This window comes from Lentzea xinjiangensis (assembly GCF_900110955.1).
Taxonomy (GTDB): Bacteria; Actinomycetota; Actinomycetes; order Mycobacteriales; family Pseudonocardiaceae; genus Lentzea; species Lentzea xinjiangensis.
Genome location: NZ_FOFR01000006.1, coordinates 19,454 through 44,214, shown reverse-complemented (window position 1 = coordinate 44,214; position 24,761 = coordinate 19,454). Strand labels below are relative to the sequence as shown.

Here is a 24,761-nt window from a genome sequence, read left to right as displayed (position 1 = left end):
ACTCCAACAGTAGCACGTAGCACTGTATGGTTCCGGGTGGGAGGTGGCCGATGTGTCCGAATCGCTTCTGAAGATCGGCGAGCTCGCCGCCCGCGCCGGCGTCAGCATCCGCACGGTCGACTACTACACGACGCTGGGCCTGATCAGCCCCGCCCAGCGGACCGCGGGCAACTACCGCCTGTACCGGGCGGGCGACGTGGACCGCATCCACCTCGTGCAACGGCTGGAGGTCCACGGCCTGCCGCTGGAGGACATCGCGCGGGCGTTCGCCGCCGGGCCCGCCGACACGGCGGCGGTGCTCGGCCAGATCGACACCGACCTGCGCACGCTCCAGGAGGCCTGCGACAGCGCGTCGCCGGAGGTGCACGGCCTGCTGAGCGTGATCGCGAACCGCGTCCACTCGCTGATCACCATCGCCCTGCAACTGCCGCCGGACCTGCCGCTCTAGCCACCCTGGTGCGCCCGGCCCTCGAAATCCGCGGATCAACGCCGTTATGGTCGTGCCTGACCGCGAGGAGGCGTCCGTGGGACTACGCAGCGAGCAGTGGTACGCCGGTGAGGACCGCAACGCCTACATCCACCGCGCCTGGATGCGCCGCGGCGGCCCGTCCGACGCCTTCACCAGACCGCAGATCGCCATCGCCAACTCCGCCTCCGACCTCACCCCGTGCAACGCGCACCTGGACGAGGTCGCCGGCGCGGTCGCCAACGGCGTGCGCGAGGCCGGCGGGATTCCGCTGAACCTGCCGGTGGTGTCGCTGGGCGAGACCAACGTCCGCCCCACCGCGATGCTGTGGCGCAACATGGCCGCCATGGCAGCCGAGGAGATGCTGCGCGCCAACCCGGTCGACGGCGTGGTGCTGCTCGGCGGCTGCGACAAGACGATCCCCGCCCTGCTGATGGCGGCCGCGTCCGTCGACATCCCGGCGGTCGTGGTGCCGGGTGGGCCGATGCTGACCGGCACGTTCCGCGGCGTCCCGCTCGGCTGCGGCACGGACGTGTGGCGGCTGTCCGAAGAGGTGCGCGCGGGCACGTTGTCGCAGGAGCAGTTCATCCGCTCCGAGTCGGCGATGATCCGCAGCCGCGGGCACTGCAACACCATGGGCACGGCGTCGACGATGGCGCTGGTCGCGGAGGCGCTGGGTACCGTCGTTCCCGGCGTCGCGGGCACTCCCGCGCCGGACAGCAGGCTGCTGGAGGCCTCCCACGACACCGGCCGGCTGGTGGTCGAGCTGGTCGAGCGGGACCGGCGCCCCAGCACGTTCCTGACGAAGGCGAGCTTCCACAACGCGATCGTCGCGCTGGCCGCGATCGGCGGCTCCACGAACGCCGTCGTGCACCTGCTCGCCATCGCCGGCCGCCTGGGCGTGGAGCTGACCCTCGACGACTTCGACCGGATCGGCTCGGGCGTGCCGCTGCTGGTGGACCTCCAGCCCGCCGGCCGGTTCCTGATGGAGGACTTCCACCGCGCGGGCGGGCTGCCGGCCGTGCTGCGGGAAGTCCGCGACCTGCTCGACCCGACCGGCCTCACCGTCACCGGGCGGCCGCTCGTCGACCACCTCGGCGACGCGCCGATCTGGGATCCCGAGGTGATCCGCGGCAGAGCCGACCCGATCATCACCGAGGGCGGGATCGCGGTGCTGCGCGGCAACCTCGCGCCGGCGGGCGCACTGGTCAAGCCGGCCGCCGCGTCCCCGCACCTGTTGCAGCACAGGGGCAGGGCCGTGGTGTTCGACAGCATCGAGGACTTCCACGCCCGCGTCGACGACCCGGACCTCGACGTCGACGCGGACTCCGTGCTGGTGCTGCGCGGTTGCGGGCCGCGCGGCTACCCCGGCATGCCCGAGGTGTCGAACATGCCGTTGCCCAAGAAGCTGCTGGAGCGGGGTGTGCGCGACATGGTCCGGATCTGCGACGGCCGCATGAGCGGCACGGCGTACGGCACCGTCGTGCTGCACGTGGCGCCGGAGGCCGCGGCGGGCGGGCCGCTCGGACTGGTGCGCACCGGCGACGTCATCGTGCTCGACGTGGCGAACCGGCGCCTCGACGTGGAGGCGCCGGACCTCCTGTCCCGCACCCCGAGCGCCGCGATGACGTCGGCCTTCGCGTCACCTTCGAGGGGCTGGGAGCGCCTCTACGTCGACCACGTGCTGGGCGCCGACACCGGAGCCGATCTGGACTTCCTCGTCGGCTCCAGCGGCAGCGAGGTCGCCCGCGAGTCGCACTGACCGGTTACGAGTGCGAGTGCTCGTGTTCGTCGAGCTGGTCGGAATCGTGCACGTGGGTGTGCGAGTGCGTTTCGCCGTCGTGCGTGTGGGTGTGCTCGTGCTCGACGTGATCGTGCGTGTGTGAACCGTGCGGATGCGTGTGAGATGTGTCGCCGTGGCTGTGCTCGTGTGAGTGCGATCCGTTGGTCATGCTTTGGATGCTGGCACGTCTCCGGGCTGTGCGCACAAATGCCAAGACTTGCTTATTGCAACTTCATTGCTGTTAGCTGCATCCGGCAACTCGGAAACCTGGGGAGGAACTGGATGCGCCGAGCGGTTTGCGCGCTGCTGACCGTCGTGCTGGTGGCGGCGTGCTCGTCACCGGACGGATCGACGACCGGATCGGCGACCTCCATCGTGATCGGCGCGGGCAGTGAGCCCGAGAACCTCAACCCGGTGCTCGGTTACGCACCGGACGGGGCCGCGAAGATCTTCGACGGACTGGTCTCGCGGGACGCGTCGCTGGCGCTGAAGCCCGCGCTGGCCGACGGGTTGCCGACCGCCTCGGCGGACGGCCTGACCTGGACGGCCAAGCTGCGCAAGGACATCACGTTCTCCGACGGCACGCCGCTGACCGCGCAGGACGTCGTGTTCACCTACAAGTCCGTGCTGGACAAGAAGGTGAACTCGACGATCGCCACGCGGTTCGACGCGGTGACCGACGTCGTGGCCGTCGACACCGGCACCGTCGAGTTCACGCTGTCCCACGCCTACGCCCCGTTCCCCCAGCAGCTCACGCTCGGCATCGTGCCGGCCGCGAAGTTCGCCGGCGTGGACGTCAACAGCGCGCCGTTCAACACCGCTCCGATCGGCACCGGTCCGTACACCGTCGCCGAGTGGCGCAAGGGCGACCGGCTCGTGCTGAAGGCCAACGAGAAGTACTGGGGCGGGGCGCCCGCGATCAAGACCGTGACCGTGGTCTTCGTACCGGACGACAACGCCCGCGCGACGCGCATGGCCGCCGGCGAGTTCGACGGCACGGTGCTGCCGCCCAAGCTCGCCCGCTCCTACGTCTCGAAGTCCGGCTACCGGCTGGTCCAGAACCCGTCCGCCGACTACCGCGGGCTCGGCATCCCGTCCGAGCTGCCGTTCACGTCCGACCCGCGGGTGCGCCGCGCGATCAACCTCGGCATCAACCGCCAGGCCATGATCGACGCCGTGCTGGCCGGTTCCGGCAAGCCCGCCGCCACGCCGATCTCGCCGCACCTGAAGGACTGGTACGACCCGAGCGCCACGTTCGCGTTCGACACCGCGGAAGCCGCGCGGCTGCTCGACGAGGCGGGATGGCGCAAGGGCGCCGACGGCAAGCGCGCCCGCGACGGCCAGCCGGCCCGGCTGCCGGTCCTCTACCCCGCGCCGGACGTGCTGCGCAAGGAGCTCGCGCTGGCCGCGGCCTCGGACATCGCGAAGCTCGGCATCGACGCCCCGGTCGAGGCGACGACGTTCGAGGTCATGCTGCAGCGCCGCGGCGAGGCCGCCTCGGTCTGGGGTGGCGGCGAACCCTACGACCCGGACACCGCGGCCTACACGCTGCTGCACTCGCGTTACGCGGGCCAGCAGGGCTACGTGAACATGACGCTGTACCGGAACTCCACTGTGGACACCGCACTCGACACCGGCCGCCGCAGCCTCGACCCCGGCGTGCGCAAGCAGGCCTACCAGGACTTCCAGCGCGCCTACGTCAACGACCCCGGCTGGGCGTTCCTGGTGTTCCTCGACCACACCTACGTGCTGCGCGACAAGTGGAACGGCCAGGAGACCCAGGTCGAGCCGCACGACCACGGCCTCGTGAACGCGGTGTGGTGGAACCTCGAGCGCTGGACCCCCAAGCCGTGATCCGGTCCATCGGCCGGCTGGCCCTGCGGCGCCTGGCCTTCGCCGTCCCGGTGCTGCTCGTGGTCAGCTTCGCCCTCTTCGTGCTGGCCAAGGCCTCCCCGTTCGACCCGGTCGAGCGCTACTTCGGCGTCCGGATCATCGGCGCCTCCCCGGAACGCGTGGCCCAGCTCCGCGAGAACTGGGGCGTCGACGAACCGGTGGTCGCCCAGTACTGGGCCTGGCTGCGGCACGCGGTGACGGGAGACCTCGGCGACTCGCTGTCGTTGCAACAGCCCGTGGCCTCCGTGATCGGCGACCGCCTGGGGTGGACGGTGCTGCTCGTGTCCGTCGGCTTCACGCTGGCGTTGCTGCTCGGCCTGCTGCTGGGCACGTTCGCGGCCTGGCGGCAGGGTTCGTGGCTCGACCGGCTGATCACCGGCGGCTGCTACGCGCTGGAGGCGGCGCCGGTCTTCTGGGTGGGCCTCGCGGTGCTGTACGTGTTCGCGCTGCAACTGCGGTGGCTGCCCGGCGGTGGGGTGACGACGGGCTCCGAACCGGTGTCCGCCGGCGGCGTGGCCGCGCACATGGTGCTGCCCGTGGCGGTGCTGGCGATCTCGCAGGCGCCGTGGTTCGTGCTGTTCGTGCGGCAGAACCTGCTGGAGTCCTTCACCGAGGACCACGTGATCGGCGCGCGGGCCCGCGGCCTGCCGGACCACCTGGTGGTCTCCGGGCACGCCCTGCGCACCTCGCTGCTGCCGTTCCTCACGCTGCTGGGCGCCCGGCTCCCTGAGCTCATCACCGGCGCCTTGCTGGTGGAGACGGTGTTCTCGTGGCCGGGCATCGCGCGGGCGACCGTGGAGGCGGCGCTGAACGTCGACTTCGCCCTCCTCGGCGCGCTCACGGTGATGGCGACCGCCGTGGTGCTGGTGGGCAACCTGCTGGCCGACGTCCTGTACGCGCTCGCGGACCCGAGGGTGGCGCTCGATGGCTGACCTCACCCGGCACGGCGCGCCGCTCACCCGCGTGACCACGACGGGCGTGCCGCCTCTCCGCGACCGCCCCGCGCCGACCGACCCGTCAGGTGCCCACCACCACACGGCACCGCCGGGCTCGCGCCGCGCCACGGGCACCTCGCCCCGCCGAAGCCGCGTTCCCGCAAGGGTCCCCGCTCTCACCGGCCAGAGGACCTGCCGCACTCTCCTCTCCCGCGCGACCACGACCGGCATGCCGCACCTCCACGACCGGTCCGCGCCGACTGACCCGCCAGGCGCCCACCGCCACACGGCACCGCCGGGCTCGCCTGCACTCTCCACCCCCACGCGACCACCCCTCCCGCCCGCCGACGAGAAGGCGCTCCATGGCTGACCTGACCTGGCGCCCCGCCCCGCACAGCCGCCTCACCGCGGCCGGCCCGTCCCGATCGCCGAAGTGGCGCCTGCTCCCCTCCGCGACCGTCCTCGCGCTCGTGGCCCTGGCCGTCGTGGTCGTGCCGCTGGTCGTCGACCTCAACGAGCAGTACGTCGACCTGGCCGTCGCCAACCGGGCCCCGTCCGCCGAGCACCTCTTCGGCACCGACGAGCTCGGCCGCGACGTCCTGCTGCGCTGCGTCTACGCCCTGCGCGTCTCGCTGACCGTCGGTGTCGTCGCCGCGGTGATCTCGGCGGTCGTCGGCACGGCGGTCGGCGCGCTCGCGGGGTCGGTCGGCGGCTGGTTCGACCGGGTGCTCATGCGGCTGGTCGACGCGGTCGCGTCCGTTCCGCACCTGTTGCTGGGCATCGTGATCGTCGCGGTCCTGCGGCCGAGCCTGACGGCGGTCGTCATCTCGATCGCGCTGACGCACTGGCTCACCGCCGCCCGCATCGTGCGGTCGGAGGTGCTGTCGCTCAGGACGAGGCCGTTCATCGACGCGGCGATCGTCGGTGGCGCGTCCAGGGCGCAGGTCCTCGTCCGGCACCTGCTGCCCAACGTCGCCCCGCAGATCCTGCTCGCGACGACGCTGATGGTGCCGCACGCGGTGTGGCACGAGACGGCGTTGTCCTTCCTCGGGCTGGGACTGCCGCCGCACGCGGCCAGCATCGGCAACATGATCAACGACGCCCAGCGGTCGCTGCTCACCGGCGGCTGGTGGATGTCGCTGGCGCCGGGTCTGCTGCTCATCGTCACGACGCTCGCGGTGTCCGGCGTGAGCGGCGTGTGGCGGGACCGGCTGAACCCCAAGCGGCGCACGGAGCTGACGTGGTGAACCTGGAGATCGACCGGGTCTCGGTGCGGTTCGCGCTCAAGGGCGCGACCGTCGAGGCCGTGAACGACGTGTCGTTGCGGATCCGGCCCGGCGAGTGCGTCGCGCTGGTCGGCGAGAGCGGGTGCGGCAAGACCGTGCTGGCCAGTGCGCTGCTCGGGTTCCTGCCGGGCAACGCGGAGACCTCGGGCAGCGCCCGGCTCGGCGACGTCGAGCTGTTGGAGGCCACGGACCACGAGCTGGCGACCACCATCAGGGGCCGGCAGATCGGGCTCGTCCCGCAGAGCCCGGCCAGTCACCTCACCCCGGTCCGCACGGCGCGGTCGCAGCTCGCCGAAGCCGCCCGCGTCCTCGGCGGCGACGCGGCGAAGGCGGCCGAGCGGGCGGGGCTCGAACCCGAGCACCTCGACCGCTACCCGCACGAGCTGTCCGGCGGCATGGCACAGCGCGTCGCGAACGCGCTGGCCCTCGTCGGCGACCCGTGGCTGCTGATCGCCGACGAACCGACCACCGGCCTCGACCGCGACCTCGTCGACGGGCTGCTCGACGAGTTCCGCCGGCTGGTCGACGACGGGCACGCCGTCCTGCTGATCACCCACGACCTCGCGGCGGCGCACCGGATCGCCGACCGGATCGCGGTGATGTACGCGGGGCGGATCGTGGAGGTCGGCCCGGCGCACGAGGTGCTGGACAGCGCGCGGCACCCGTACAGCCGTGGTCTCGCCAACGCGTTGCCGGAACGGGAGTTCCTGCCCATCCCCGGCCAGCCGCCCCTGCTGACCGACCTGCCGGACGGCTGCGCGTTCGCCCCGCGCTGCTCCCGGGCCACCGCGATCTGCGAGGACCGCCCCGTGCTCACCGACGACCCGCACGCCGTCGCGTGCCACCGCCCGTGCTGACCGGCACCGACATCACCGCGGGCTACCGGAGCGCGGTGATCAGCGGGGTCAGCCTGACCGTCCGGCCGGGACGGACCGTCGGGCTCGCCGGGCCGAGCGGCTCCGGCAAGTCCACCCTGGCGCGCGTGCTCGCGTTGCTGCACAAGCCCTTCTCCGGCACGGTGGAGATCGACGGCGAGACGGTCACCGGGTTCCGGTTCAAGGCGGCCCAGCGCACCAGGATCGGCGTGCTGTTCCAGCAGCCGCGATTGTCCGTCGACCCGCGCTTCACGCTGCGGCAGGCCATCGCCGAACCGCTGGGGCACCAGGAGGTCGGCGAGCTGGCCGACCTGGTCATGCTCACCGGGGACCTGCTCGACCGGCGGCCGCACGAGGTGAGCGACGGCCAGCTGCAACGCGCCTGCCTCGCCAGGGCCCTCGCGCTGAACCCGCGCTACCTGATCTGCGACGAGATGACGACGATGCTCGACGCCTCCACGACGGCCGCGCTCGTCGGCGTGATCCGCGCCTACCAGGCCCGCACGAACGCGGGAGTGCTCGCGATCTCGCACGACGCCACGCTGCTGGACCGCTGGGCCGACGAGACGGTCAGGCTTTCAGCACCGCCTCCACGATGACGTTGTCGCGGTAGCTGCCCGCGACCCGGTCGAACTCGCCGCCGCACGTCACCAGCCGCAGCTCGGACAACGGCGTCGGAGCGTAGACGGCGGCGGTGGGGAACGCGGTCTTCTCCGTCGAGTACGTGCTGTTCACGACGAACGTGAGCGTGCTGCCGTCCTCGCGCTCCACCTGCACCTCGGCACCGGGCCGCAGCTCCGGCAGCCGGTAGAACACGCCCGGCCCGGTCTTCGAGTCGACGTGCCCCGCGATCACCGCGGGCCCGGCGTCCCCCGGCGCGATCCCCTTGGCGTACCAGCCGGCCTGCTCGGCGCGCGTCGGCGGCTCCAGCACCCCGGCGGAGTCCACCTCCAGGGCCTCGAGCGAGGTCTCGACACCGATCGACGGGATCCGCACGGTCACCGGCTCCGGCGCCTCGTCCGCGCCGGGCCCCTTGACGACGTAGATCAACGTGACCAGCACCGCCGCGGCCATCACGAGCTTGCCCTTGCTCATCAGCCGAACCGGAAGAGCCTGCCGCGCGCCGAGTACATCGCGATGCCCACGATGAGCGCGATGACCAGCGCGGTGAGCCAGTCCCAGCCGCCCGCCATGCCGCCGAACCCGGTCTCCTGCCCGCCGCCCGGCACGACCTCGGCGCCCTTGGCGTCGGTGCGCAGCTCGATCCGCCGCGCGCTGACCAGCAGCGAGTAGACGGCGCCCGGTTCGAGCTCCGCCTCCAGCCTGGTGGCCTCCTTGCCGCGCGGGAGCACCTGCAGCGCGTCCGAGCCGGGCAGCATCACGACGTACCCGGTCGTGGAGTTCGCCTGCACGTTGCGGTGCACGAAGACACTGCCGCGCAGGAGGTCCATCTCGGCGTCACCCGCGTTGACCACCCGCAGCCGCGCCTGCCCGTTCGGGGGCAGGCTGACGTCGTCCTCCAGCACCTTCATCGAGGCGGCGACGTCGACGACCGTGTACGCCTTGCCCGCTCCGGCCTGCACGAGCACGGACCGCAGCACCGGGCTGCCGGGATCGGCGCCGGCCGCGCGGAGCTCGACGACGTGCTCCCCCGCCTCGACCCGCCGGTAGTCGTGGAGCTCGGCGTAGTCGAGGGTGCCGAGCCGGACGCCGTCGAGGGTGGCGTCGACACGGGCCTGGTCCATCGAGAAGTGGCCAAGGCGCAGGTACGTGCCCGTCGCGGCCTGCGCGGGCGCGGCCGAGAGCAACAACAACAGCACGACAGCGAGCACTCGCACGCGGACCTCCCCTCAGCGGACGTGACAACGATAACGCGGCTGGTCACAGTCCGGTGAGGTCCGGCCGCCCACCGGGCCGGGTCACGGTCGCGCCGGAGGCGGCCACGGCGAGCTGCGCCGCGTCCTGTGGGCCGTCCCCGCGGGTGAGGGCGAAGGTCAGCGCCGCCACGAACGCGTCACCGCCACCGGTCGTGTCCACGACCTCGACGTCCCCGAGCGGCACGACGAGCTCCCCGTCCTCCCACACGAACACGTTGCCCACGCCGTCGACCGCGAGCGCCACGAGCCTGGGCCCCTTCGCCAGCACCTCGCGGCCCGCGCTCACGGCCTCGTCCGCGTTCGTGATCTTGCGGCCGGACAGCAGCTCGGCCTCCTGGTGGTCCGCGCGCAGGACGTCGGCGCACGACAGCAGCTCGTCGCCGAGGCGTTCGGGCGCACCGTCGAGCACCACCCGCCCCCGCGCCGTCTGCGCGGCCTTGAGCGCCACCTCGGGCGGTTGCTGCAACTGCACGATCACGGCCGACGCACGCGCGATGCGATCCAACGGCAGGTCGTCCTCACGCAGCAGCACACCGTCCGGGAGATCTTCCAGGTACCGCCACCCATCGGCCACGATGTCCACGATCAGCCCCGTGTCGCATCCCGGCCGGCACACCACGGCATCGGTCGCGATCCCGTCCGCGGCGGCGCGCGCGACCAGCCGGGCGCCGACGTCGTCGGACCCGACCACTCCGACGAGCGCCACCGGAGCCCCGAGCTGGGCCAGGCCGACCGCGATGTTCGCGCCCTTGCCGCCGAGCATCTCCCGGCGCTCCCGCACCGGCACGGTGCCTCCGGGGCCCGGCACCTCGTCCACGACGAGCACCAGGTCCCGCGCCACCTGCCCCACCACGACGATCTCGTCCACGGTGCTGGGCTACCCCGCCGCGACCCGATCAAGTCCCTCGACGGCGACCTTCCCGGTTCGCCGGTTCGCCGGTGCCCCGGTGTGGGCCAGGCCCGGACGTTGCGTGCGACATGGACCGATTCGCCCGGACGCAGGGTGATGCCGCACTCGTCGCCCAAGTCCATGAACGGAACGCCTCCACCGGAGTGCCGTGGCAGCGCTAGTCCAACGCCCTCCTCAGGCGCGAGGACACCAGCGCGCGCCGGGGGTCCGCGGCCGGCAGCAGGCCGTGCAGGCGTTCGAGCACCTCGGCGTCCTCGGCGCTGTCGGCGAACGACAGCAGCGCGTCGAGGTCCCCCCGCTCCAGCACGCCCTTGCGCACCGCGGCGGCGAGGTCGGCCCGCTCCTCGCGGACCACCGGCGCGTCCGACCGGGGCAGCAGCTCGCCGCTGTAGTGCCGGGTGGCCTTGCCCGCGTTGCCCGACCGCAGCGCCGTTCGCACGTCCAGGAAGTCGCCGCGCACCACGGCGTCCAGCCGGTACGGCCTCGTCATGAGGACGTCACCGAGCTGCGCGCGCAGCCGGTGCAGCTCCGCGCGGACCGTGGTCGGGTTCCCGCGGTCACCGTAAAGCGACAGGGCGAGCTGCTCGGCCGTGAGTCCCTTGGGGTGCAACGCGAGTGCGGTCAGCACCTCCGCGTTGCGCAGGGTCAGCGCGAGCGGCCTGCCGTCGAGCTCCGCCCGCAGGCCGCCGAGGAAGTCGAGCGTCAGCACGTGCCTGCGGGGCGCGAGCTGCCGGAGGTGGTGCTCGGCCAGCCGGGCGGCGGCCGACACGAGCTGCGCGACGGCCGGGTGCATCGTCTTCAACGGCCCGCTGACGTCGACCACGCCGAGCAGCAGTCCGGTGTGGGGGTCGTGGATCGGGCTCGCCGCGCACGTCCAGCCGTGGCAGGTCCGCACGAGGTGCTCGCGGGAGTGCACGGTGACCGGCCGGCCGGTCGCGAGCGCGGTGCCCATCGCGTTGGTGCCGATGACGTCCTCGCTCCAGCGCGACCCCTCGGTGAGGCGGACGCGCTCGGCCTCGTGCCGGGTCCGGTTGTCGCCCTCGCACCAGAGGATGTGGCCGCGGGTGTCGGTGACGATCATGATGGTCTCGTCCATCGACAGCGTGTGCTCCAGCAGCGGCACCGTCGCCGCCAGCGGGTGGGCGTCGCGCAGGTCCGCGACCTCGTCCGGCGCGTAGACGACCGGCGCCTCGTGGCGCTCGGGGTCGACGCGCGCCGCGAGCGACCGCCGCCACGACTCGGCGATCACCGGCCGCGTTGCGTCGCCGAGCTCCGTCACCACCCCAGGATGACGCCGCTTCCGGCGTCCCGCGTTGCTCCTTTCGGATGCAACGCGCGTGAAACGTCGCGGCGCCTAGCGTCGCCACCGTTCGCAACGATGCGCACAGGAGGCGACATGGCGAAGTACGCGGCTCCCGGCCAACCGGACGGCGTGGTGACCTACCGCGACCGGTACGACCACTTCATCGGAGGCGAGCACGTGCCGCCGGCGAAGGGCGAGTACTTCGCGAACCCGACCCCGGTCACCGGCGAGGACTTCACCGAGATCGCCCGCGGCACGGCGGAGGACGTCGACCTCGCGCTGGACGCGGCCCACGGCGCCGCCCGCGCCTGGGGCAAGACCTCGCCCGCGGACCGCGCGGCCGTGCTGAACAAGATCGCCGACCGGATCGAGGCCAACCTGGAGGCGCTCGCGGTCGCGGAGACGTGGGAGAACGGCAAGCCGATCCGCGAGACGCTGGCCGCCGACCTGCCGCTCGCGGTCGACCACTTCCGCTACTTCGCGGGCGTCATCCGCGCCCAGGAGGGCGGCATCTCGCAGATCGACGAGGACCTCGTCGCGTACCACTTCCAGGAGCCGCTCGGCGTCGTCGGCCAGATCATCCCGTGGAACTTCCCGCTGCTGATGGCGACCTGGAAGCTCGCGCCCGCGCTGGCCGCGGGCAACGCGGTGGTGCTGAAGCCCGCCGAGCAGACGCCGGCGTCGATCCACGTGCTGGTGGAGCTGATCGCCGATCTGATCCCGCCGGGTGTCCTCAACGTCGTCAACGGTTTCGGCGTCGAGGCGGGCAAGCCGCTCGCGTCCTCGCGCCGCGTCGCGAAGGTGGCGTTCACCGGCGAGACGACCACCGGCCGGCTGATCATGCAGTACGCCAGCGAGAACATCATCCCGGTGACGCTGGAGCTCGGCGGCAAGTCGCCGAACGTGTTCTTCGCCGACGTGGCCGCGCAGCGCGACGCCTTCTACGACAAGGCCCTCGAAGGTTTCACGATGTTCGCCCTCAACCAGGGCGAGGTGTGCACGTGCCCGTCGCGGGCGCTGATCCAGAGCTCCGTGTACGAGCAGTTCCTCGGTGACGCCGTCGAACGCACCAAGGCCGTGAAGCAGGGCCACCCGCTCGACACCGAGACGATGATCGGTGCGCAGGCGTCCAACGACCAGTTGGAGAAGATCCTGTCGTACATCGACATCGGCAAGCAGGAGGGCGCGCGCGTGCTGACCGGCGGCGAGCGCGCGGACCTCGGCGGCGAGCTGTCCGGCGGCTACTACGTCACGCCGACGGTCTTCGAGGGCGACAACAAGATGCGGATCTTCCAGGAGGAGATCTTCGGCCCGGTCGTCGCCGTCACCCGGTTCTCCGACTACGACGACGCCGTGAAGATCGCCAACGACACCCTGTACGGCCTCGGCGCGGGCGTGTGGTCCCGCGACGGCTCCGTGGCCTACCGCGCCGGCCGCGACATCCAGGCGGGCCGCGTGTGGGTGAACAACTACCACGCCTACCCGGCGCACGCGGCGTTCGGCGGCTACAAGCAGTCCGGCATCGGCCGCGAGAACCACCGCGTGATGCTCGACCACTACCAGCAGACCAAGAACCTGCTCGTCAGCTACTCCCCGAACGCCCAGGGCTTCTTCTGATGCCCCGCGTGGCACTGACCCCTGAGGCGGCGGACGTGCTCCGCCGCCTCAGGGCGGACCACGGCGAGCTGATGTTCCACCAGTCCGGCGGCTGCTGCGACGGCTCCGCCCCGATGTGCTACCCCGCCGGGGAGTTCCGCACCGGCTCGGCGGACGTGCACCTCGGTGACCTCGCGGTCGGCGAGTTCACGGTTCCCGTGTGGATGTCCGCGGCGCAGTTCGAGCACTGGAGCCACACGCACCTCACGATCGACGTGGTGCCCGGCCGTGGGAGCGGTTTCTCGCTGGAAGCACCACTGGGAGTGCGGTTTTTGGTGCGCTCCCGCTTGCTGGACGAGGAGGAGCTCTAGCATCTGCGCATGACCGTCCAATGCGGATGCTGCGGAGCCGAGATCACGTCCACGGACCGCATCGACTACCGGTTGAACCGTCCGGAGCAACTGCTCGGCGTGCCCGGCGACCGGCTCGCCGCGCCCACGGGCGGCCTGCTGGTCGGACCGGCCGGTGACTCCTACCTCCGTTGCCTGCTCCCGGTTCGGCTGACCGGCGGAACCGAGCTCGTGTTCGGCGCGTGGACGCAGATCTCCAAAGTCGACGCCATGTACGTCCACGCCGTGTGGGACAACGACAGCGAGTACGCGAACCTGCGCCTCGCCGGCAGGTTCGCGAACGTCATCAAGCCGTGGGACGTGTTCGGCGTTCCGGTCGAGGCGGCGGTGCTCAACGCCGACGAGCTGCCGTACTTCACCTCACACCCCTTGCTGGACCGGGAGTGGGACCGCGACGAGGTGCTGAGCCGCATCCGGCACCCGTTGCCCGTCCCCGTCCGCGAGACGTTCGGTGAGGTTTGGACCATCGAGCGCACCGAGGGCATGCGCTGCTCGATCGAGGGGAGCACGGTCCGGTTCTCGAGCCCCGGCCGCTGCGTGCACATCGACGTCTACGCCGACCTCACCGGTGGCAGCGTGAGCGACTTCCTGGGCGCGGTGCTGGACGGCTACCCGGCGAGCGCCGAGCACTCCGTCGACCACGACGGCGAGGAGCTGCGGCACGCGTTCTGGCTGAGCGAGGTGATCGACGGCCACGAGGAGCAGGTGTTCCACGGGCACGTGGTCCGGCCGGGAACGATGCTCTCGGTGCGCTGCGTCCACCGCTACCCGGCGGACCGGACGTGGGCGCGGCACGTGCTCAACAGCGTCCGGTACATCGGGTGACGGCCGGCCCGCAGGCCGCCGGCGCGACCGTCAGGAGGTCTCGCCGAACGTCAGCCGCATGTCCCGCATCGTGAGGCTCACCAACGGCGTCCGCCCGGTGAGGTACCCGAGCGGCCCGGCGGCGGGGAACAGCCACGCGGCCCTGGCGAGGCCCACCCGCCCGGACATCGCGGCACGCGCACGGGCGTCACGACCGGCCAGGCACTGCGCGATCGTGCCCGCGAGCCGCCACCGGCCGGGCAGCGGCACGCCGCCGGTGGCCGCGACCGCCGCGATCGACGAGCCCCGGCCGAACCGGGCGAGCTCCTTCGGGATGGCCCACAGCTCCCGCCCGCCCTGCCGCGACGCCTCGCTGTCCACCCAGATCTGCGGCACCGATACGGCCACCGCGCCCCGGTCCCACACCGGGGTGGCGACGAGCAGCTCCTCGTAGCTGAGCACACCGCCCGGCTCGTACGACACGAACGCCACGGCCACGAAGGCGTTGCCCGCCACCGTGAGCAGCCGCGCGCCGACCGGCAGGTGTCCGTCCGGGACCTCGTCGCGCGGCACCCGGAACACGGAGATCACCAGGGATCCCCGCAGGTGCCACGGCTCGGGTGGGTAACGCACGCCCTCGATCGTAACGTCAGGGAAATCCCGAGTTCGCCCGAGTGAGCTGGACCACCCGCCGGGGCGGGCTCACCCTTCCCACCATGAACCTCCTGCTGGCCTTCGCGCTCGCCGCGGGTCTCACCACACCGGTGCACCCGGCCCCGGCCGCACCGCGCCCGGAGAACGTCCCCGCCGGTACCACCTGCTACGAGGGCCGGGACGCCAACGGCGCGTACTACGCGATCGCCGTGCCGAAGAAGTGGAACAAGAACCTGGACGTGCACGCGCACGGCGGACCCGACCTGGACGACCCCACGCCCGAGCGCACGCGTGACGACCTCAACCGCCGGGCGGTCATGGTCAAGGAGGGCTACGCGTGGGCCGGCAGCTCGTAGCGGCGCGGCGGCTACGGCACGCGGATGGCGGCCGAGGACACCGACAACCTGCGCCGGGCGGTCAGCGCGATGCTGAAGCCGCACAAGGTCTTCCTGCACGGACGGTCGTGGGCGGCGGCCGCCGAAGCTGTCCCACGCCTGTCAGGCCGGCGATGGGCTCAGGTACCCGCCACCCGCACCGGGCTGGGCGGGCAGGCCGGGAACCTGCCTGTCGCGACACACCTCGTGGGGTGACGGTTCGGACGGACCGCGCCCGGCCGACCGGGTGCGGAACGTCGCAGGACTGCCTCGACGACCTGCTGCTACGAGATTGCTCGCACTGCGGACCTGTGGTGATCGTCGGCTATCCTGCTCGCGTGCTCACCCACACCGATCCAGAGCGCCTGTCGGCGGTGCATCGCTACCACATCCTGGACGCGCCCACCGACGGCAGCTTCGACAACGTCGCCCGCGTGGCCGCGGGAGTCTTCGGCACACCGATCGCGACCGTGACGATCGTGGACGTCGACCGGGTGTGGTTCGCGGCCTGCCACGGTCTGTCGGGCGTCACCGAGATCGGTACCGAGCCCGGCCTGTGCGCCTCGGCCGTGTTGCAGGACGAGGCGTACGTGGTGAACGACGGAGCGGTCGACCCCCGCACCCTCGACCACCCGCTGGTGCGCGGCGAGCTGGGCCTGCGCTTCTACGCCGCCGCCCCGATCATCACCGGCGACGGGCACAGGCTGGGCACGGTCAACGTGATCGACCACGAACCCCGCGAGGTCACCGACACCCAGCTGGCGACGCTCACCGCGCTGGCCGGGATCGTCGCCGACCAGTTGGAGCTGCGCCTGGCCGCCATCCAAGCGGTGCGCGCGGAACGCGGCCTGGACCAGATCCCCGGCCCGCGCGCCACCGCGTCGGCCAAGTTGGCGGGCCAACTGCGGCACCTCGCGGCCAACCACCTCGACGGCGAGCACCCTCCGGTGTGCGAGCTCGGCTTGTCGAGCCCGTGCGACAAGCCCGTGGAGGTCAAGGTCGCCGACCCGTGGGGCGACTCGGCGTGGGCGTGCATCCAACACGCGGAGGACGTCATCATCACCGAGCGGTCCACGTTCATCGCCGACCAGAACCTCAGCGGGCTGGCGCGCTACTTGCAGTCCGCCCAGCGCAACACCGGCGATCCGGCGGGCACGCCCCGGTAGGGCTTTGTCGGCAGCTCCATCCGAGCTTGGCCGGGCGAGGCTCTTCGGTGCGCAGACAGGAAAACTCCGGGTAGCGCGGACGATGTCCACGAGTCGCGGTCCGTCCGGGAGACAGTGTTTCCCGGCGTTCTCGTCGGTTCGGGTACGACTGCTCTTCGACCGCCACGGTTACGCAGCGCTGACCAGTGGATGTGTATCGCCGGCATGGGCCAAGTCGACGTTGGCGGTCCCGGATTGGCCGTAGGCCCGTGCGCGTCAACGGCGTGGCCATCACACCGGCGTTGTCGACCAGCAGGTGCAACGGCCCGTCCCGGTTCCACGCGAACGCCTTCACCGAGTCCCGCGACGCCAGGCCGAGTTGCGCCACCGCCGGCGCGTTGCTGGAGACCCACGAGCCGGAAGAGGCGCTGCGGGAGTGGATGAACCGCTTCACCGCCTCCACCACAACGAAGCGCGACCTCAAGGACGCGTCGCAAGCGGTGATCGCCACGGGCGTGAACCCGTTCGAGCACAGCCGCGCCAAGCTGGCCGAGGCCCTCACCCGGCTGCTGGCCCCGCTCGGCGCCGGCGTGGAGCCGCTCGACGTGATGACCCTGCTGGTCGCCATCGCGCAGACCGAGGACCCCGGTCAGCGGAAGCGGTCGCCCGACCTCGTCATGGACGGGATCCGCCACGGCGCTGCTCGAACCGCTCGATGAGCGAGGGCACCTCGCCGAGCAGGAACTCGTAGAAGTCGCGCATGTAGACCAGCCGCTCGCGGGCGGGCCCCGGCCCGACGACCTCGACCCCTCGCGCGACCGCGGTCAGGACGTCGTCGATCGGGGCGTGCTGCCTGCCGTAGAGCGTGCTCCAGGCGCGGTCGCGCATCCGGTAGTGCTCACGCCGGCTGCCCGGCGCCGGCACCCGTTCGACCAGCCCCATCTGCACGACCATCCGGACCGCACCGGACACCGAGCCCGCGCTGACCCCGAGCTGCTCGCTCAGGTCGCCCGCCGTCAACGACTCCTCGTCGGTGAACAGGAAGGCCGCCAGCACGCGCGCGCCCATGCGCTGCATCCCCGCGGTGGCCAGGGTGAGCGCCAGGTGTTCCGCCGCCCGCTTGCGCTCTGTCTCGCCCGTCACACCGCACCCGTCCGCATTCAGAAAATTCTGAACGTTCGCTAACCTCAATCGTAGGGGGAGGGGCTGGTCATGGCCACAGCACTCGTCGTGGGAGCCGGGATCTCCGGGCTCGCGACCGCGCTCCGGCTGACCCGCAGCGCGTGGGAGGTCGTCGTGCTCGACCGCGGAACGCACCACGCCCCCGTGCGCCTCACCGGTCCGGACCTGCACGCCGCCCGGCGCCTGTCCGCCCTGCCCTGCCCGCTGCGCTACGAGACCCGGCACAGCACCGTCACCGCGCTGCGACCGGACCGGTTCGGCGTCACGGTGGGGTTCGACGACCGCGACGACGAGTGGTTCGACGTCGTCGTGTGCGCCCGGCCCTGCTGCGATGCCGAGCGGTTGCCGGGGTTGCGCCTGCGGTCGTGGTCCCGCGACCACGTGGCGCTGCTCTACCGGGCCGTGCAGGACACCGGGATCCCGCTGTGCGCGGCCGAGCTGCTGGCCGACGCGTTCGACATCCACACCGACGACCACGCCGCTCTCGCCTGGTGGGAGACCACCTTGAAGCCGCACGCCGCCAGGTGGGCCTCCTCCCGCGCGGCGGACCGCACCCGCACCGACGCCGGGCAGTGATCCCGGGCAGTGATCCCAGGCAGTGATCCCAGGCAGTGACACCGGCGTGGCCTGCTCGGCCGGAAACCACTCCGGCGCCGCGCACCGTTAGGCGGGCCTTTACTCCCGTCCGGTAAGCCTGCTGCTCATGACCACGTTACGGAGACGCACCTTCATCGTGGGCGGCCTCGCGGGAGCGAGCGCCGGAGTCCTGGTCCCCCGGCTGGCCAACGCGATCGGCTACCCCTTCACCCTGGGCGTCGCGTCCGGTGAACCGGCGGCCGACGGGTTCGTCATCTGGACCCGGCTGGCCCCCACCCCGCTGAACGCCGACGGTCTCGGCGGCATGCCGAACACCGCCACGGCCGTCGAGTGGCAGGTCGCCACCGACGAGCGCTTCACCAGCACCGTCCGCACCGGCACGGTCACCACGACTCAGGCGGGCGCGCACTCCGTCCACGTGACCCTCACCGGCCTCGAACCCGGTCGCGAGTACTGGTACCGCTTCCGCGCCGGCGGCCACATCTCCCCGGCCGGCCGCGCCCTCACCGCGCCGGCCGTGGGCACCTCACCCGAGCTGACCATGCTGTTCGCCTCGTGCTCGCACTTCGAGGAGGGCTACTTCACCGCCTACCGCCGGATGGCCGAGGAGAACCCCGACCTGATCCTGCACCTCGGCGACTACATCTACGAGGGCGCCGCCACCACCACGAAGGTCCGCCAGTTCGCGCCGGCCGGCGAGATCAGCACGCTCGCGAACTACCGGGTCCGGCACGCCCAGTACAAGACCGACGCCGACCTGCAGGCCGCGCACGCCGCCGCGCCGTGGCTCGTGGTGTGGGACGACCACCGAGTGGGTCAACTTACAACAGCATAGCTCCAGCCAGCCACCGAGACTCAACTGACACAAACCTTGCTACATACTTGAAAACGCAGGTAGAACTCGTCCGTCAAGACCGCAGCAGTGAGGTCTTCTCTGTCGCCGAGCTCCCACATGCCCTGGAACCACTCGGAGAGACATGTGCGACATGATCCCGGGTCTGCTGCACCGTTAGGTGACATCTGAGTTGGCTTGCCGTGATGGCGAGCTGGGAGGATGTCGCTGTGCCCAAGTCCTACCCCCAGGAGTTCCGCGACGACGTCGTGCGGGTCGCCCGTGACCGCGAGGCCGGCGTGACCGTCGAGCAGATTGCGAAGGGTTTCGGGGTGCACCCGATGACGTTGTTCAAGTGGTTGCGCCAGGCCGAGGTCGACGAAGGCAGCAAACCCGGTGTGAGCCGTGGTGACACGGCCGAGCTGCGCGAGGCGCGTAAGCGCATCAAGCTGCTCGAGCGGGAGAACGAGGTCCTGCGCCGCGCGACCGCGTATCTGTCGCAGGCGAACCTGCCGGGAGAAGGCTCTACCCGCTCGTGAACGAGCTCGCCGCCGACGGGATTCCCGTCGCGGTGACGTGCCGGGTACTCGGGATCGCTCGGCAGCCGTACTACCGGTGGCGTGCCCGGCCGGTCACCGAGATCGAACTCGAGCGGGCGTATCGGGCGAACGCGTTGTTCGATGCCCACCGCGACGATCCGGAGTTCGGCTATCGGTTCCTGGCCGACGAGGCCCGTGACGCCGGCTGCTCGATGGCGGATCGGACCGCGTGGCGGATCTGCTCGTCCATGGGCTGGTGGAGTGCGTTCGGCAAGAAACGCGGCCGCAACGGCAAGAAGCCGGCCCGCCGGTGCACGACGACCTGGTCCGGCGTGACTTCACCGCCACGGTGCCGAACCGGCTGTGGCTGGTCGACATCACCGAACATCGCACCACAGAAGGAAAGCTGTATCTGTGTGCGGTCAAGGACGTCTGCTCCAACCGGATCGTGGGCTACTCCATCGACTCACGGATGAAGTCCCGTCTCGCCGTCACCGCGCTCACCAACGCCCTCGCACGCCGCGGTGAGGTCGCCGGCTGCGTGGTGCACACCGACCGCGGATCCCAATTTCGATCCAGGCGATTCGTTCGTGCGCTCGCTCGGCACGGCCTGACCGGTTCGATGGGCCGCGTCGGCGCAGCCGGAGACAACGCCGCAATGGAGAGCTTCTTCGCGTTGCTGCAGAACAACGTTCTCAACCGCCGCACCTGGTCCACCCGAGGCGAACTGCGGACCGCGATCGTCACCTGGATCGAACGCACCTACCACCGCCGGAGACGCCAGGCCGCCCTCGGACGGTTGACCCCTATCGAATACGAAGCAATTATGGCCACGCCAGCCAGCCGGGCTGCGTGACTACCACTGTCACCTACTCGTGCAGCAGACCCCTCCGACCTCCGGATCATCATCATCACGGCTCGCACGGACACCTCCGACGTGATCGCCGGGCTGGAAGCCGGCGCCGACGACTACGTCACCAAGCCGCTTGTCGCGAGCGAGCTGGCGGCCCGGATACGGGCGTTGCTGCGCCGTCGCCGCAGCGACCAGGCGAACGCCGTGTACCGGATGGGCGAGGTGGAGATCAGGCCCGACGAGGGGGTCGCCCGACTCGCCGGCGCTGACCTGCGCCTGACCAAGACGGAGTTCCGGCTGCTGGCGGAGCTCGCCATCGCCGACGGACGGGTGGTGACGCGGGAGCAGTTGCTCCGGCGCGTCTGGGGCTACGACTACTACGGCGACACCAGGCTGCTCGACGTTCACATCCGCAGGCTGCGCTGCAAGGTCGAACGCGATCCCGACGCGCCGGAAGTGGTGATCACAGTCCGCGGCACCGGATACCGGGTAGAGCGCAACCCATGACCGAGCGCAGGCATCCGCGGTTGTCCCTGCGCTGGCGGGTCGCGGCCGCCTTCGGCCTCGGCTCGTTCCTGCTGTCCAGCGTGCTGGCGATGGCGACGTGGAACCTGTCCTCCGGCTACCTGTTGCGGCAGCGAGAACAGAGCGCGGTGCGGCAGGCGGAGGTCAACGCCAGGGTCATCGACGAGGAGTTGCGCCGCGGCGGTCAAGGGCTGGACGAGCTGCTCACCGGTCTGACCACGGGCCCGGACTCGACCATCTTGCTGTACCGACCGGACGAGCTGCGCTCCAGCGGCCGGCAGATCGACCTCGCCGTCCTCCCGCAGCGATTGATCGGTCTCGCCCGCAGCGGCATCCCGGCTCGGCAGCGGCTGGTCGTGGACGACATCCCCGTCATCGCGGTCACGCTGCCCATCACCTCCGGCGGCATCGGCTACCTCGAGCTGTCGCCCACCCTGCAACTCGACCGCACGTTCCGATTCCTCAGCGCCGTGCTCATCGCCGGCACCGTGGTGAGCGGACTACTCGGTGTGGCGTTGGGAGCGTGGGCCGCCAGACGAGCCCTGCGTCCGCTGACCGAGCTCACCGCAGTGGCCCACCGCATCGCGGGCGGCGATCTCAAGTCGCGCATGCCCGAACGCGCGGATCCGGATCTCGCACCTCTGGCCAGGACGTTCAACGCGACGGCAGACGAACTCGAGCAACGCGCGCTGCGCGACGCGAGGTTCGCGAGCGACGTCAGCCACGATCTCCGCTCCCCGCTCACCACCATGTTGAACGCGGCCGAGGTCCTTCGCCGCCGCCGCGCCGAGATCCCCGGTACGGCTGGACGAGCGACCGACCTGCTCACGTCCGAAGTGGACATGTTCTCGCGCGTGGTGGTGGACCTGCTGGACATCTCCCGCTCGGACCAACAGTCCGACGAACGCTCGTTGGAGCCGGTCGACCTGGCTGGACTTGTGCGCAACGTGCTCGCCACCCGATCCGATGCCGTGTCCCCGGAGGTGCAGGTGGATTCGTCCGCGCCACTCGTGCACGCCGACCGGCGCCGTCTGGATCGCGTGGTGAACAACCTGCTCGACAACGCCGAGCGCCATGCCGGCGGTACGGTCAGGGTGGCAGTCCTCCGCCGCGACGGCCAGGTCCGCCTCGAGGTCGACGAGCGGGGTCCCGGCGTTCCGGCCGAGCTGCGCGAACGGATCTTCGAGAGGTTCGCGCGCGGCACGCAGGCGGGCAGCAGGGGCGCTGACTCCGGCAGCGGGCTGGGACTCGCTCTCGTCGCAGAACACGTCCGTCGGCACGGTGGCCGCGCCTGGGTGCAGGACCGGCCCGGCGGCGGCGCACGATTCGTCGTCGAAGTCCCGGAGGCGACACGATGACGGCACGCACACCGGTGGCGGTGTTGCTCGCCTGCCTCGCCACCGGATGTGGCGTGTCAGCGCAGGACGAGCCGGTTCTGATCGCCCCCACGGGTCCGGCCGAGACCACGCCCACCATCACGATCAAACCCTCGGTGGTGCCGGCCACCACACCGGACTCGTCGACACCCGCGACCACAACCACTCACGACAGCCAGGAGAGGCGATGACGGCCGAACCGCCGGACCAAGAGCCCGACTACCGGTTCACGCTCGCCAACGAGCGCACCTTCCTGGCCTGGATCCGCACGGCGCTCGGACTGCTCGCGGCCGGTGTCGCGGTGCGCCAGTTCGTACCACCGTTCGCCGTGGCCGGAGCTACCACAGTGCTGGCGCTCGCGTGCATCCTCCTGGCCGCGCTCATCGCGGCCACCAGCTTCCCTCGGTGGCGGCGCGCACAGCAGGCCATGCGTGCGGGAGCAGCGCTGCCGCTCAGCCCCATGGTCGGTGTCCTGGCGGCAGGAGTGCTGTTGCTCGCCTTGATCGGCGCGGTGCTGGTGGTCGCCGGATGAACCGTGATCCCGGTCTGCAGCCCGAGCGCACGCGCCTCGCGTGGCACCGCACCGCGCTTTCCGCCGCCGCGTGCTCACTGCTCTTGGTGGGCGTGGCGGCGCGACACGGCTGGGCCCTGGCAACGCCGCCTGCCGTGTGCACAGCCGCGGTGTCGATGACGTTGGTGCTCCTCGGCCGTCGCGGACAGCTCTCCGCCCGGCCGCGTGTCCTGCTCCTCCTCGCCGTCCTCGTCACCGGCGGGTGCGTGTCGGCCATCCCCCTCGTTCTGGGCGAGGGGATCTGACGCCAGGGCTTGGTCGCGTTCAGCCGCCGCATGATCGGCGTGGGACCGGGAATGCTCGTCCGTTCAGGCTGACGCGCTGGTTGGACGGCTGCCCGCATCACCCGCCGACGTGGATGCCGGGGCGCCGGTCCGGGTCGGGTTCGCTGGTGCGGATGATCTCCCGCACGACCGGGGCGGTGTCGCCGCGGCCGAGGAGCAGGTAGCGGAACAGGTGCCCCATCTGGTTGCCCTCGCTCCAGGCGAAGTGGCAGTGCGGCCGAACCCCGGTCGTGTCGCGCAGGGCGAGGAGGATGGCCGCGATGGCGTTGGGCGTGGCCGGGCTGTCGGGCTTCTCGATCACGTTCTCGACCAAGGCGTAGCAGAGCACGAGGGTCAGCACGGTGAACGCGATCGCGGCCCAACGCTGACGGCGCCGGATCGCGGAGATGGTCACGGAGACCGACGCGGTACATCGAGCAAGAGCCGGCTGCGCCGCGCAGCGGCCTCAGCGATGCGGCCCCGATAAGTCGATGGCTCACTCCGGAGGCCATCGCTAGGCTCCGTCGAGTGATCTACGAAGATCCGCGGGCATACCTGCTCGGGCTCGAGGGCCTTGCCTTGTTGCGCGCGTTCACCGGAGAGTTCGACCGCGACTTCGTGGAGGCCCGGATCGAGGAGATCCGCAGAGTGCTGGACGACGAGACGCTGGCCAACGCTGCTGTGGAAGTCGACCGGGTCGACACGGTCACGGGTTATCGGCTGTGGTCGGCGACGTATGACCGGCCCAACTCGGCGTTCGACATCGACGAGCCCGTAATCAAGGACATCGTTGATCCACTGCCGGTCGGTGTTGCCCTGGATGCCGCGTGCGGGACCGGTCGCTACGCCGAGTTCCTGGCCGGGCGCGGCCATCGGGTCATCGGCGTGGACGGCTCGCCGGACATGCTCGCGCGGGCGCGTGCTCGGGTGCCGCAGGGCGAGTTCCTGCTCGGTGATCTGCACCGGCTCCCGGTGGGCGACGCTGAGGTCGATCTGATCGTGTGCACCTTGGCGCTGACCCACGTCTCGACGCTCGAGCCGGTGATGGCGGAGTTCGCCAGGGTTCTCCGTCCGGGCGGGCACCTGGTGATCGCCGACATGCACCCCGAACGAGTGGCGCAGGGCGCGATTCCCTCCGTGCGCACCGCTGACGGCCGCCCTGGACGGCTGAGTGCCCACCGCCACCTGATCGGGGACTACCTGCGTGCCGCGCTGCCGGTGGGGCTGCACGTGCGCCGCTGCGAGGAACCTCCCCTGCCGACCCGCAGATGGCCGGAGCCCGCTGAGCGGGCAGCCGGGTTCGGGGAGCTCGGGCCGTGGGAGCTGTGGCCGTGGTGCCTGGCCGACATGGTGCCCGAAGCTGCACGAGCCGCCAACGCAGGCGGGCCCGCGCAGGTCATCTGGCACTTCCAACTGGACAGGTCGTGACACCACTGCCGATGTCGAGGCGCTGGTGGCGGCGGGATCGGCCATCGGCGGATCACGGCGAGCGGGCCCTTCTGATCATCGTCTGAGTGAGCAACGCCCGTGACGGCAGCGCCGGCTGCATGGTCGTGATCACCGCCCGCACCCGCGTGCTTCACCTGGACGCGATCGAGCCGACGACGTTGACGCTTCTGACCGTGGCGCAGACCGCCGCCTTGTTCCGCAGACGTCCACAACGGGGTTTCCGAGCAGTTCGTCACACGTCTCCAGGAGAAGACCACCCGCAC

Annotated in this window: 29 protein-coding genes and 1 pseudogene; 23 read left to right on the top strand and 7 right to left on the bottom strand. The window is 71.3% G+C overall.

Annotated features, from left to right (window positions below; genetic code table 11):
- Window positions 1-52: 52 nt before the first annotated feature.
- The 7 genes from BMW88_RS15400 (at window position 53) to BMW88_RS15370 (ending at window position 7,837) form a co-directional block, all read left to right on the top strand.
- Complete coding sequence (locus BMW88_RS15400) at window positions 53-448, top strand: helix-turn-helix domain-containing protein (protein WP_089951400.1); 396 nt, start codon at window positions 53-55, stop codon at window positions 446-448.
- 46 nt (window positions 449-494) lie between these two features.
- Window positions 495-2,228 (top strand): dihydroxy-acid dehydratase, encoded by a 1,734-nt coding sequence (locus tag BMW88_RS15395; protein ID WP_218148074.1) that lies wholly within the window; start codon window positions 495-497, stop codon window positions 2,226-2,228.
- A 303-nt stretch (window positions 2,229-2,531) separates the two neighbouring features.
- The gene (locus BMW88_RS42780; protein WP_218148073.1) at window positions 2,532-4,103 is read left to right on the top strand and encodes an ABC transporter substrate-binding protein; all 1,572 of its coding nucleotides are present in this window, start codon (window positions 2,532-2,534) and stop codon (window positions 4,101-4,103) included.
- Entirely contained in the window at window positions 4,100-5,074 is a 975-nt protein-coding gene (locus tag BMW88_RS42775) for an ABC transporter permease (RefSeq protein WP_218148072.1), read from the top strand. Before BMW88_RS42780 ends, BMW88_RS42775 begins: the two co-directional genes overlap by 4 nt.
- 365 nt (window positions 5,075-5,439) lie before the next feature.
- The gene (locus BMW88_RS15380) at window positions 5,440-6,324 is read left to right on the top strand and encodes an ABC transporter permease (protein ID WP_089951398.1); all 885 of its coding nucleotides are present in this window, start codon (window positions 5,440-5,442) and stop codon (window positions 6,322-6,324) included.
- Window positions 6,318-7,220 carry an ABC transporter ATP-binding protein gene (locus BMW88_RS15375; protein WP_218148071.1) on the top strand — a complete coding sequence of 301 codons (903 nt, stop codon included), beginning with the start codon at window positions 6,318-6,320 and terminating at the stop codon, window positions 7,218-7,220. The genes BMW88_RS15380 and BMW88_RS15375 overlap by 7 nt, the downstream gene beginning before the upstream one ends.
- A complete protein-coding gene (locus BMW88_RS15370; protein WP_089951646.1) occupies window positions 7,214-7,837 on the top strand; it encodes an ABC transporter ATP-binding protein in 624 nt (207 codons plus the stop codon). Before BMW88_RS15375 ends, BMW88_RS15370 begins: the two co-directional genes overlap by 7 nt.
- Here the strand turns inward: BMW88_RS15370 and BMW88_RS15365 are convergent.
- The 4 genes from BMW88_RS15365 to BMW88_RS15350 form a co-directional block, all read right to left on the bottom strand.
- Window positions 7,809-8,333: a class F sortase gene (locus BMW88_RS15365; protein ID WP_089951396.1), complete on the bottom strand. Its 525-nt coding sequence runs from the start codon at window positions 8,331-8,333 to the stop codon at window positions 7,809-7,811. The genes BMW88_RS15370 and BMW88_RS15365 overlap by 29 nt on opposite strands.
- Window positions 8,333-9,076: a DUF4397 domain-containing protein gene (locus BMW88_RS15360; protein ID WP_143116089.1), complete on the bottom strand. Its 744-nt coding sequence runs from the start codon at window positions 9,074-9,076 to the stop codon at window positions 8,333-8,335. Before BMW88_RS15360 ends, BMW88_RS15365 begins: the two co-directional genes overlap by 1 nt.
- A gap of 43 nt (window positions 9,077-9,119) precedes the next feature.
- On the bottom strand, window positions 9,120-9,983 hold the full coding sequence (locus BMW88_RS15355; protein WP_245777804.1) for a PfkB family carbohydrate kinase: 864 nt from the start codon (window positions 9,981-9,983) through the stop codon (window positions 9,120-9,122).
- 199 nt (window positions 9,984-10,182) lie between these two features.
- The gene (locus BMW88_RS15350; protein ID WP_245777803.1) at window positions 10,183-11,304 is read right to left on the bottom strand and encodes a helix-turn-helix domain-containing protein; all 1,122 of its coding nucleotides are present in this window, start codon (window positions 11,302-11,304) and stop codon (window positions 10,183-10,185) included.
- 117 nt (window positions 11,305-11,421) lie between these two features.
- On the opposite strand from BMW88_RS15350, the gene adh reads away from it, so the two are divergent.
- From adh to BMW88_RS15335, 3 genes are read left to right on the top strand one after another with little or no spacing between them, the layout of a single operon-like run.
- Window positions 11,422-12,945 carry an aldehyde dehydrogenase gene (gene adh, locus BMW88_RS15345; RefSeq protein WP_089951393.1) on the top strand — a complete coding sequence of 508 codons (1,524 nt, stop codon included), beginning with the start codon at window positions 11,422-11,424 and terminating at the stop codon, window positions 12,943-12,945.
- Window positions 12,945-13,295: a DUF779 domain-containing protein gene (locus BMW88_RS15340; protein ID WP_177221121.1), complete on the top strand. Its 351-nt coding sequence runs from the start codon at window positions 12,945-12,947 to the stop codon at window positions 13,293-13,295. The genes adh and BMW88_RS15340 overlap by 1 nt, the downstream gene beginning before the upstream one ends.
- A gap of 9 nt (window positions 13,296-13,304) precedes the next feature.
- On the top strand, window positions 13,305-14,159 hold the full coding sequence (locus BMW88_RS15335; RefSeq protein ID WP_089951392.1) for a hypothetical protein: 855 nt from the start codon (window positions 13,305-13,307) through the stop codon (window positions 14,157-14,159).
- A gap of 30 nt (window positions 14,160-14,189) precedes the next feature.
- Here the strand turns inward: BMW88_RS15335 and BMW88_RS15330 are convergent, their stop codons facing one another.
- On the bottom strand, window positions 14,190-14,771 hold the full coding sequence (locus BMW88_RS15330) for an acetoacetate decarboxylase family protein (RefSeq protein ID WP_245777802.1): 582 nt from the start codon (window positions 14,769-14,771) through the stop codon (window positions 14,190-14,192).
- Between the two features lie 83 nt (window positions 14,772-14,854).
- On the opposite strand from BMW88_RS15330, the gene BMW88_RS15325 reads away from it, so the two are divergent.
- The 4 genes from BMW88_RS15325 (at window position 14,855) to BMW88_RS15315 (ending at window position 17,030) form a co-directional block, all read left to right on the top strand.
- Window positions 14,855-15,148, top strand: a complete 294-nt coding sequence (locus tag BMW88_RS15325; RefSeq protein WP_089951390.1) for a hypothetical protein — start codon at window positions 14,855-14,857, stop codon at window positions 15,146-15,148.
- A 24-nt stretch (window positions 15,149-15,172) separates the two neighbouring features.
- Complete coding sequence (locus BMW88_RS41875) at window positions 15,173-15,382, top strand: hypothetical protein (RefSeq protein WP_177221115.1); 210 nt, start codon at window positions 15,173-15,175, stop codon at window positions 15,380-15,382.
- 122 nt (window positions 15,383-15,504) lie between these two features.
- Window positions 15,505-16,332, top strand: coding sequence for a GAF domain-containing protein (locus tag BMW88_RS15320; protein ID WP_245777801.1), 828 nt, complete (start codon window positions 15,505-15,507; stop codon window positions 16,330-16,332).
- Between the two features lie 263 nt (window positions 16,333-16,595).
- Complete coding sequence (locus tag BMW88_RS15315) at window positions 16,596-17,030, top strand: SbtR family transcriptional regulator (protein WP_143116088.1); 435 nt, start codon at window positions 16,596-16,598, stop codon at window positions 17,028-17,030.
- Here BMW88_RS15315 and BMW88_RS15310 read toward each other — a convergent pair.
- Window positions 16,987-17,454 carry a GbsR/MarR family transcriptional regulator gene (locus BMW88_RS15310; protein WP_245777800.1) on the bottom strand — a complete coding sequence of 156 codons (468 nt, stop codon included), beginning with the start codon at window positions 17,452-17,454 and terminating at the stop codon, window positions 16,987-16,989. The genes BMW88_RS15315 and BMW88_RS15310 overlap by 44 nt on opposite strands.
- A 69-nt stretch (window positions 17,455-17,523) precedes the next feature.
- On the opposite strand from BMW88_RS15310, the gene BMW88_RS42770 reads away from it, so the two are divergent.
- The 8 genes from BMW88_RS42770 to BMW88_RS40955 all read left to right on the top strand — a co-directional run bounded on the left by BMW88_RS42770 (window position 17,524) and on the right by BMW88_RS40955 (window position 23,031).
- The gene (locus BMW88_RS42770; protein WP_089951387.1) at window positions 17,524-18,069 is read left to right on the top strand and encodes an NAD(P)-binding protein; all 546 of its coding nucleotides are present in this window, start codon (window positions 17,524-17,526) and stop codon (window positions 18,067-18,069) included.
- A gap of 127 nt (window positions 18,070-18,196) precedes the next feature.
- Window positions 18,197-18,925 carry an alkaline phosphatase D family protein gene (locus BMW88_RS15300; RefSeq protein ID WP_089951386.1) on the top strand — a complete coding sequence of 243 codons (729 nt, stop codon included), beginning with the start codon at window positions 18,197-18,199 and terminating at the stop codon, window positions 18,923-18,925.
- Window positions 18,926-19,152: 227 nt separating this feature from the next.
- Window positions 19,153-19,461: a transposase gene (locus BMW88_RS43265; protein WP_245777799.1), complete on the top strand. Its 309-nt coding sequence runs from the start codon at window positions 19,153-19,155 to the stop codon at window positions 19,459-19,461.
- Between the two features lie 229 nt (window positions 19,462-19,690).
- Complete coding sequence (locus BMW88_RS43260) at window positions 19,691-20,317, top strand: IS3 family transposase (RefSeq protein WP_245777798.1); 627 nt, start codon at window positions 19,691-19,693, stop codon at window positions 20,315-20,317.
- A 6-nt stretch (window positions 20,318-20,323) separates the two neighbouring features.
- Window positions 20,324-20,821 (top strand): winged helix-turn-helix domain-containing protein, encoded by a 498-nt coding sequence (locus tag BMW88_RS15290; RefSeq protein WP_089951385.1) that lies wholly within the window; start codon window positions 20,324-20,326, stop codon window positions 20,819-20,821.
- Window positions 20,818-22,197, top strand: a complete 1,380-nt coding sequence (locus BMW88_RS15285; RefSeq protein ID WP_089951384.1) for a HAMP domain-containing sensor histidine kinase — start codon at window positions 20,818-20,820, stop codon at window positions 22,195-22,197. The genes BMW88_RS15290 and BMW88_RS15285 overlap by 4 nt, the downstream gene beginning before the upstream one ends.
- Before the next feature lie 205 nt (window positions 22,198-22,402).
- Window positions 22,403-22,747 carry a YidH family protein gene (locus BMW88_RS15275; RefSeq protein WP_089951382.1) on the top strand — a complete coding sequence of 115 codons (345 nt, stop codon included), beginning with the start codon at window positions 22,403-22,405 and terminating at the stop codon, window positions 22,745-22,747.
- Complete coding sequence (locus tag BMW88_RS40955; protein WP_143116087.1) at window positions 22,744-23,031, top strand: DUF202 domain-containing protein; 288 nt, start codon at window positions 22,744-22,746, stop codon at window positions 23,029-23,031. The genes BMW88_RS15275 and BMW88_RS40955 overlap by 4 nt, the downstream gene beginning before the upstream one ends.
- A gap of 97 nt (window positions 23,032-23,128) precedes the next feature.
- On the opposite strand, the pseudogene BMW88_RS15265 reads toward BMW88_RS40955, so the two are convergent.
- Window positions 23,129-23,362: pseudogene (locus BMW88_RS15265) on the bottom strand (amino acid transporter); the annotation flags it as partial.
- A 215-nt stretch (window positions 23,363-23,577) separates the two neighbouring features.
- Here BMW88_RS15265 and BMW88_RS15260 point away from each other — a divergent pair.
- Window positions 23,578-24,477: a class I SAM-dependent methyltransferase gene (locus BMW88_RS15260; RefSeq protein WP_089951381.1), complete on the top strand. Its 900-nt coding sequence runs from the start codon at window positions 23,578-23,580 to the stop codon at window positions 24,475-24,477.
- Window positions 24,478-24,761: the final 284 nt, after the last annotated feature.

Excerpts from the sequence above, each read along its gene's own strand:
- BMW88_RS15275 (WP_089951382.1), top strand. The coding sequence starts at position 22,403 with ATGACGGCCGAACCGCCGGACCAAGAGCCCGACTACCGGTTCACGCTC.
- BMW88_RS15395 (WP_218148074.1), top strand. The coding sequence starts at position 495 with ATGGTCGTGCCTGACCGCGAGGAGGCGTCCGTGGGACTACGCAGCGAG.
- BMW88_RS42770 (WP_089951387.1), top strand. The coding sequence starts at position 17,524 with ATGGCCACAGCACTCGTCGTGGGAGCCGGGATCTCCGGGCTCGCGACC.
- BMW88_RS15335 (WP_089951392.1), top strand. The coding sequence starts at position 13,305 with ATGACCGTCCAATGCGGATGCTGCGGAGCCGAGATCACGTCCACGGAC.
- BMW88_RS15380 (WP_089951398.1), top strand. The coding sequence starts at position 5,440 with ATGGCTGACCTGACCTGGCGCCCCGCCCCGCACAGCCGCCTCACCGCG.
- BMW88_RS41875 (WP_177221115.1), top strand. The coding sequence starts at position 15,173 with ATGGCGGCCGAGGACACCGACAACCTGCGCCGGGCGGTCAGCGCGATG.
- BMW88_RS42780 (WP_218148073.1), top strand. The coding sequence starts at position 2,532 with ATGCGCCGAGCGGTTTGCGCGCTGCTGACCGTCGTGCTGGTGGCGGCG.
- BMW88_RS15300 (WP_089951386.1), top strand. The coding sequence starts at position 18,197 with ATGACCACGTTACGGAGACGCACCTTCATCGTGGGCGGCCTCGCGGGA.
- BMW88_RS15325 (WP_089951390.1), top strand. The coding sequence starts at position 14,855 with ATGAACCTCCTGCTGGCCTTCGCGCTCGCCGCGGGTCTCACCACACCG.
- BMW88_RS15340 (WP_177221121.1), top strand. The coding sequence starts at position 12,945 with ATGCCCCGCGTGGCACTGACCCCTGAGGCGGCGGACGTGCTCCGCCGC.
- BMW88_RS15365 (WP_089951396.1), bottom strand. The coding sequence starts at position 8,333 with ATGAGCAAGGGCAAGCTCGTGATGGCCGCGGCGGTGCTGGTCACGTTG.
- adh (WP_089951393.1), top strand. The coding sequence starts at position 11,422 with ATGGCGAAGTACGCGGCTCCCGGCCAACCGGACGGCGTGGTGACCTAC.
- BMW88_RS40955 (WP_143116087.1), top strand. The coding sequence starts at position 22,744 with ATGAACCGTGATCCCGGTCTGCAGCCCGAGCGCACGCGCCTCGCGTGG.
- BMW88_RS15285 (WP_089951384.1), top strand. The coding sequence starts at position 20,818 with ATGACCGAGCGCAGGCATCCGCGGTTGTCCCTGCGCTGGCGGGTCGCG.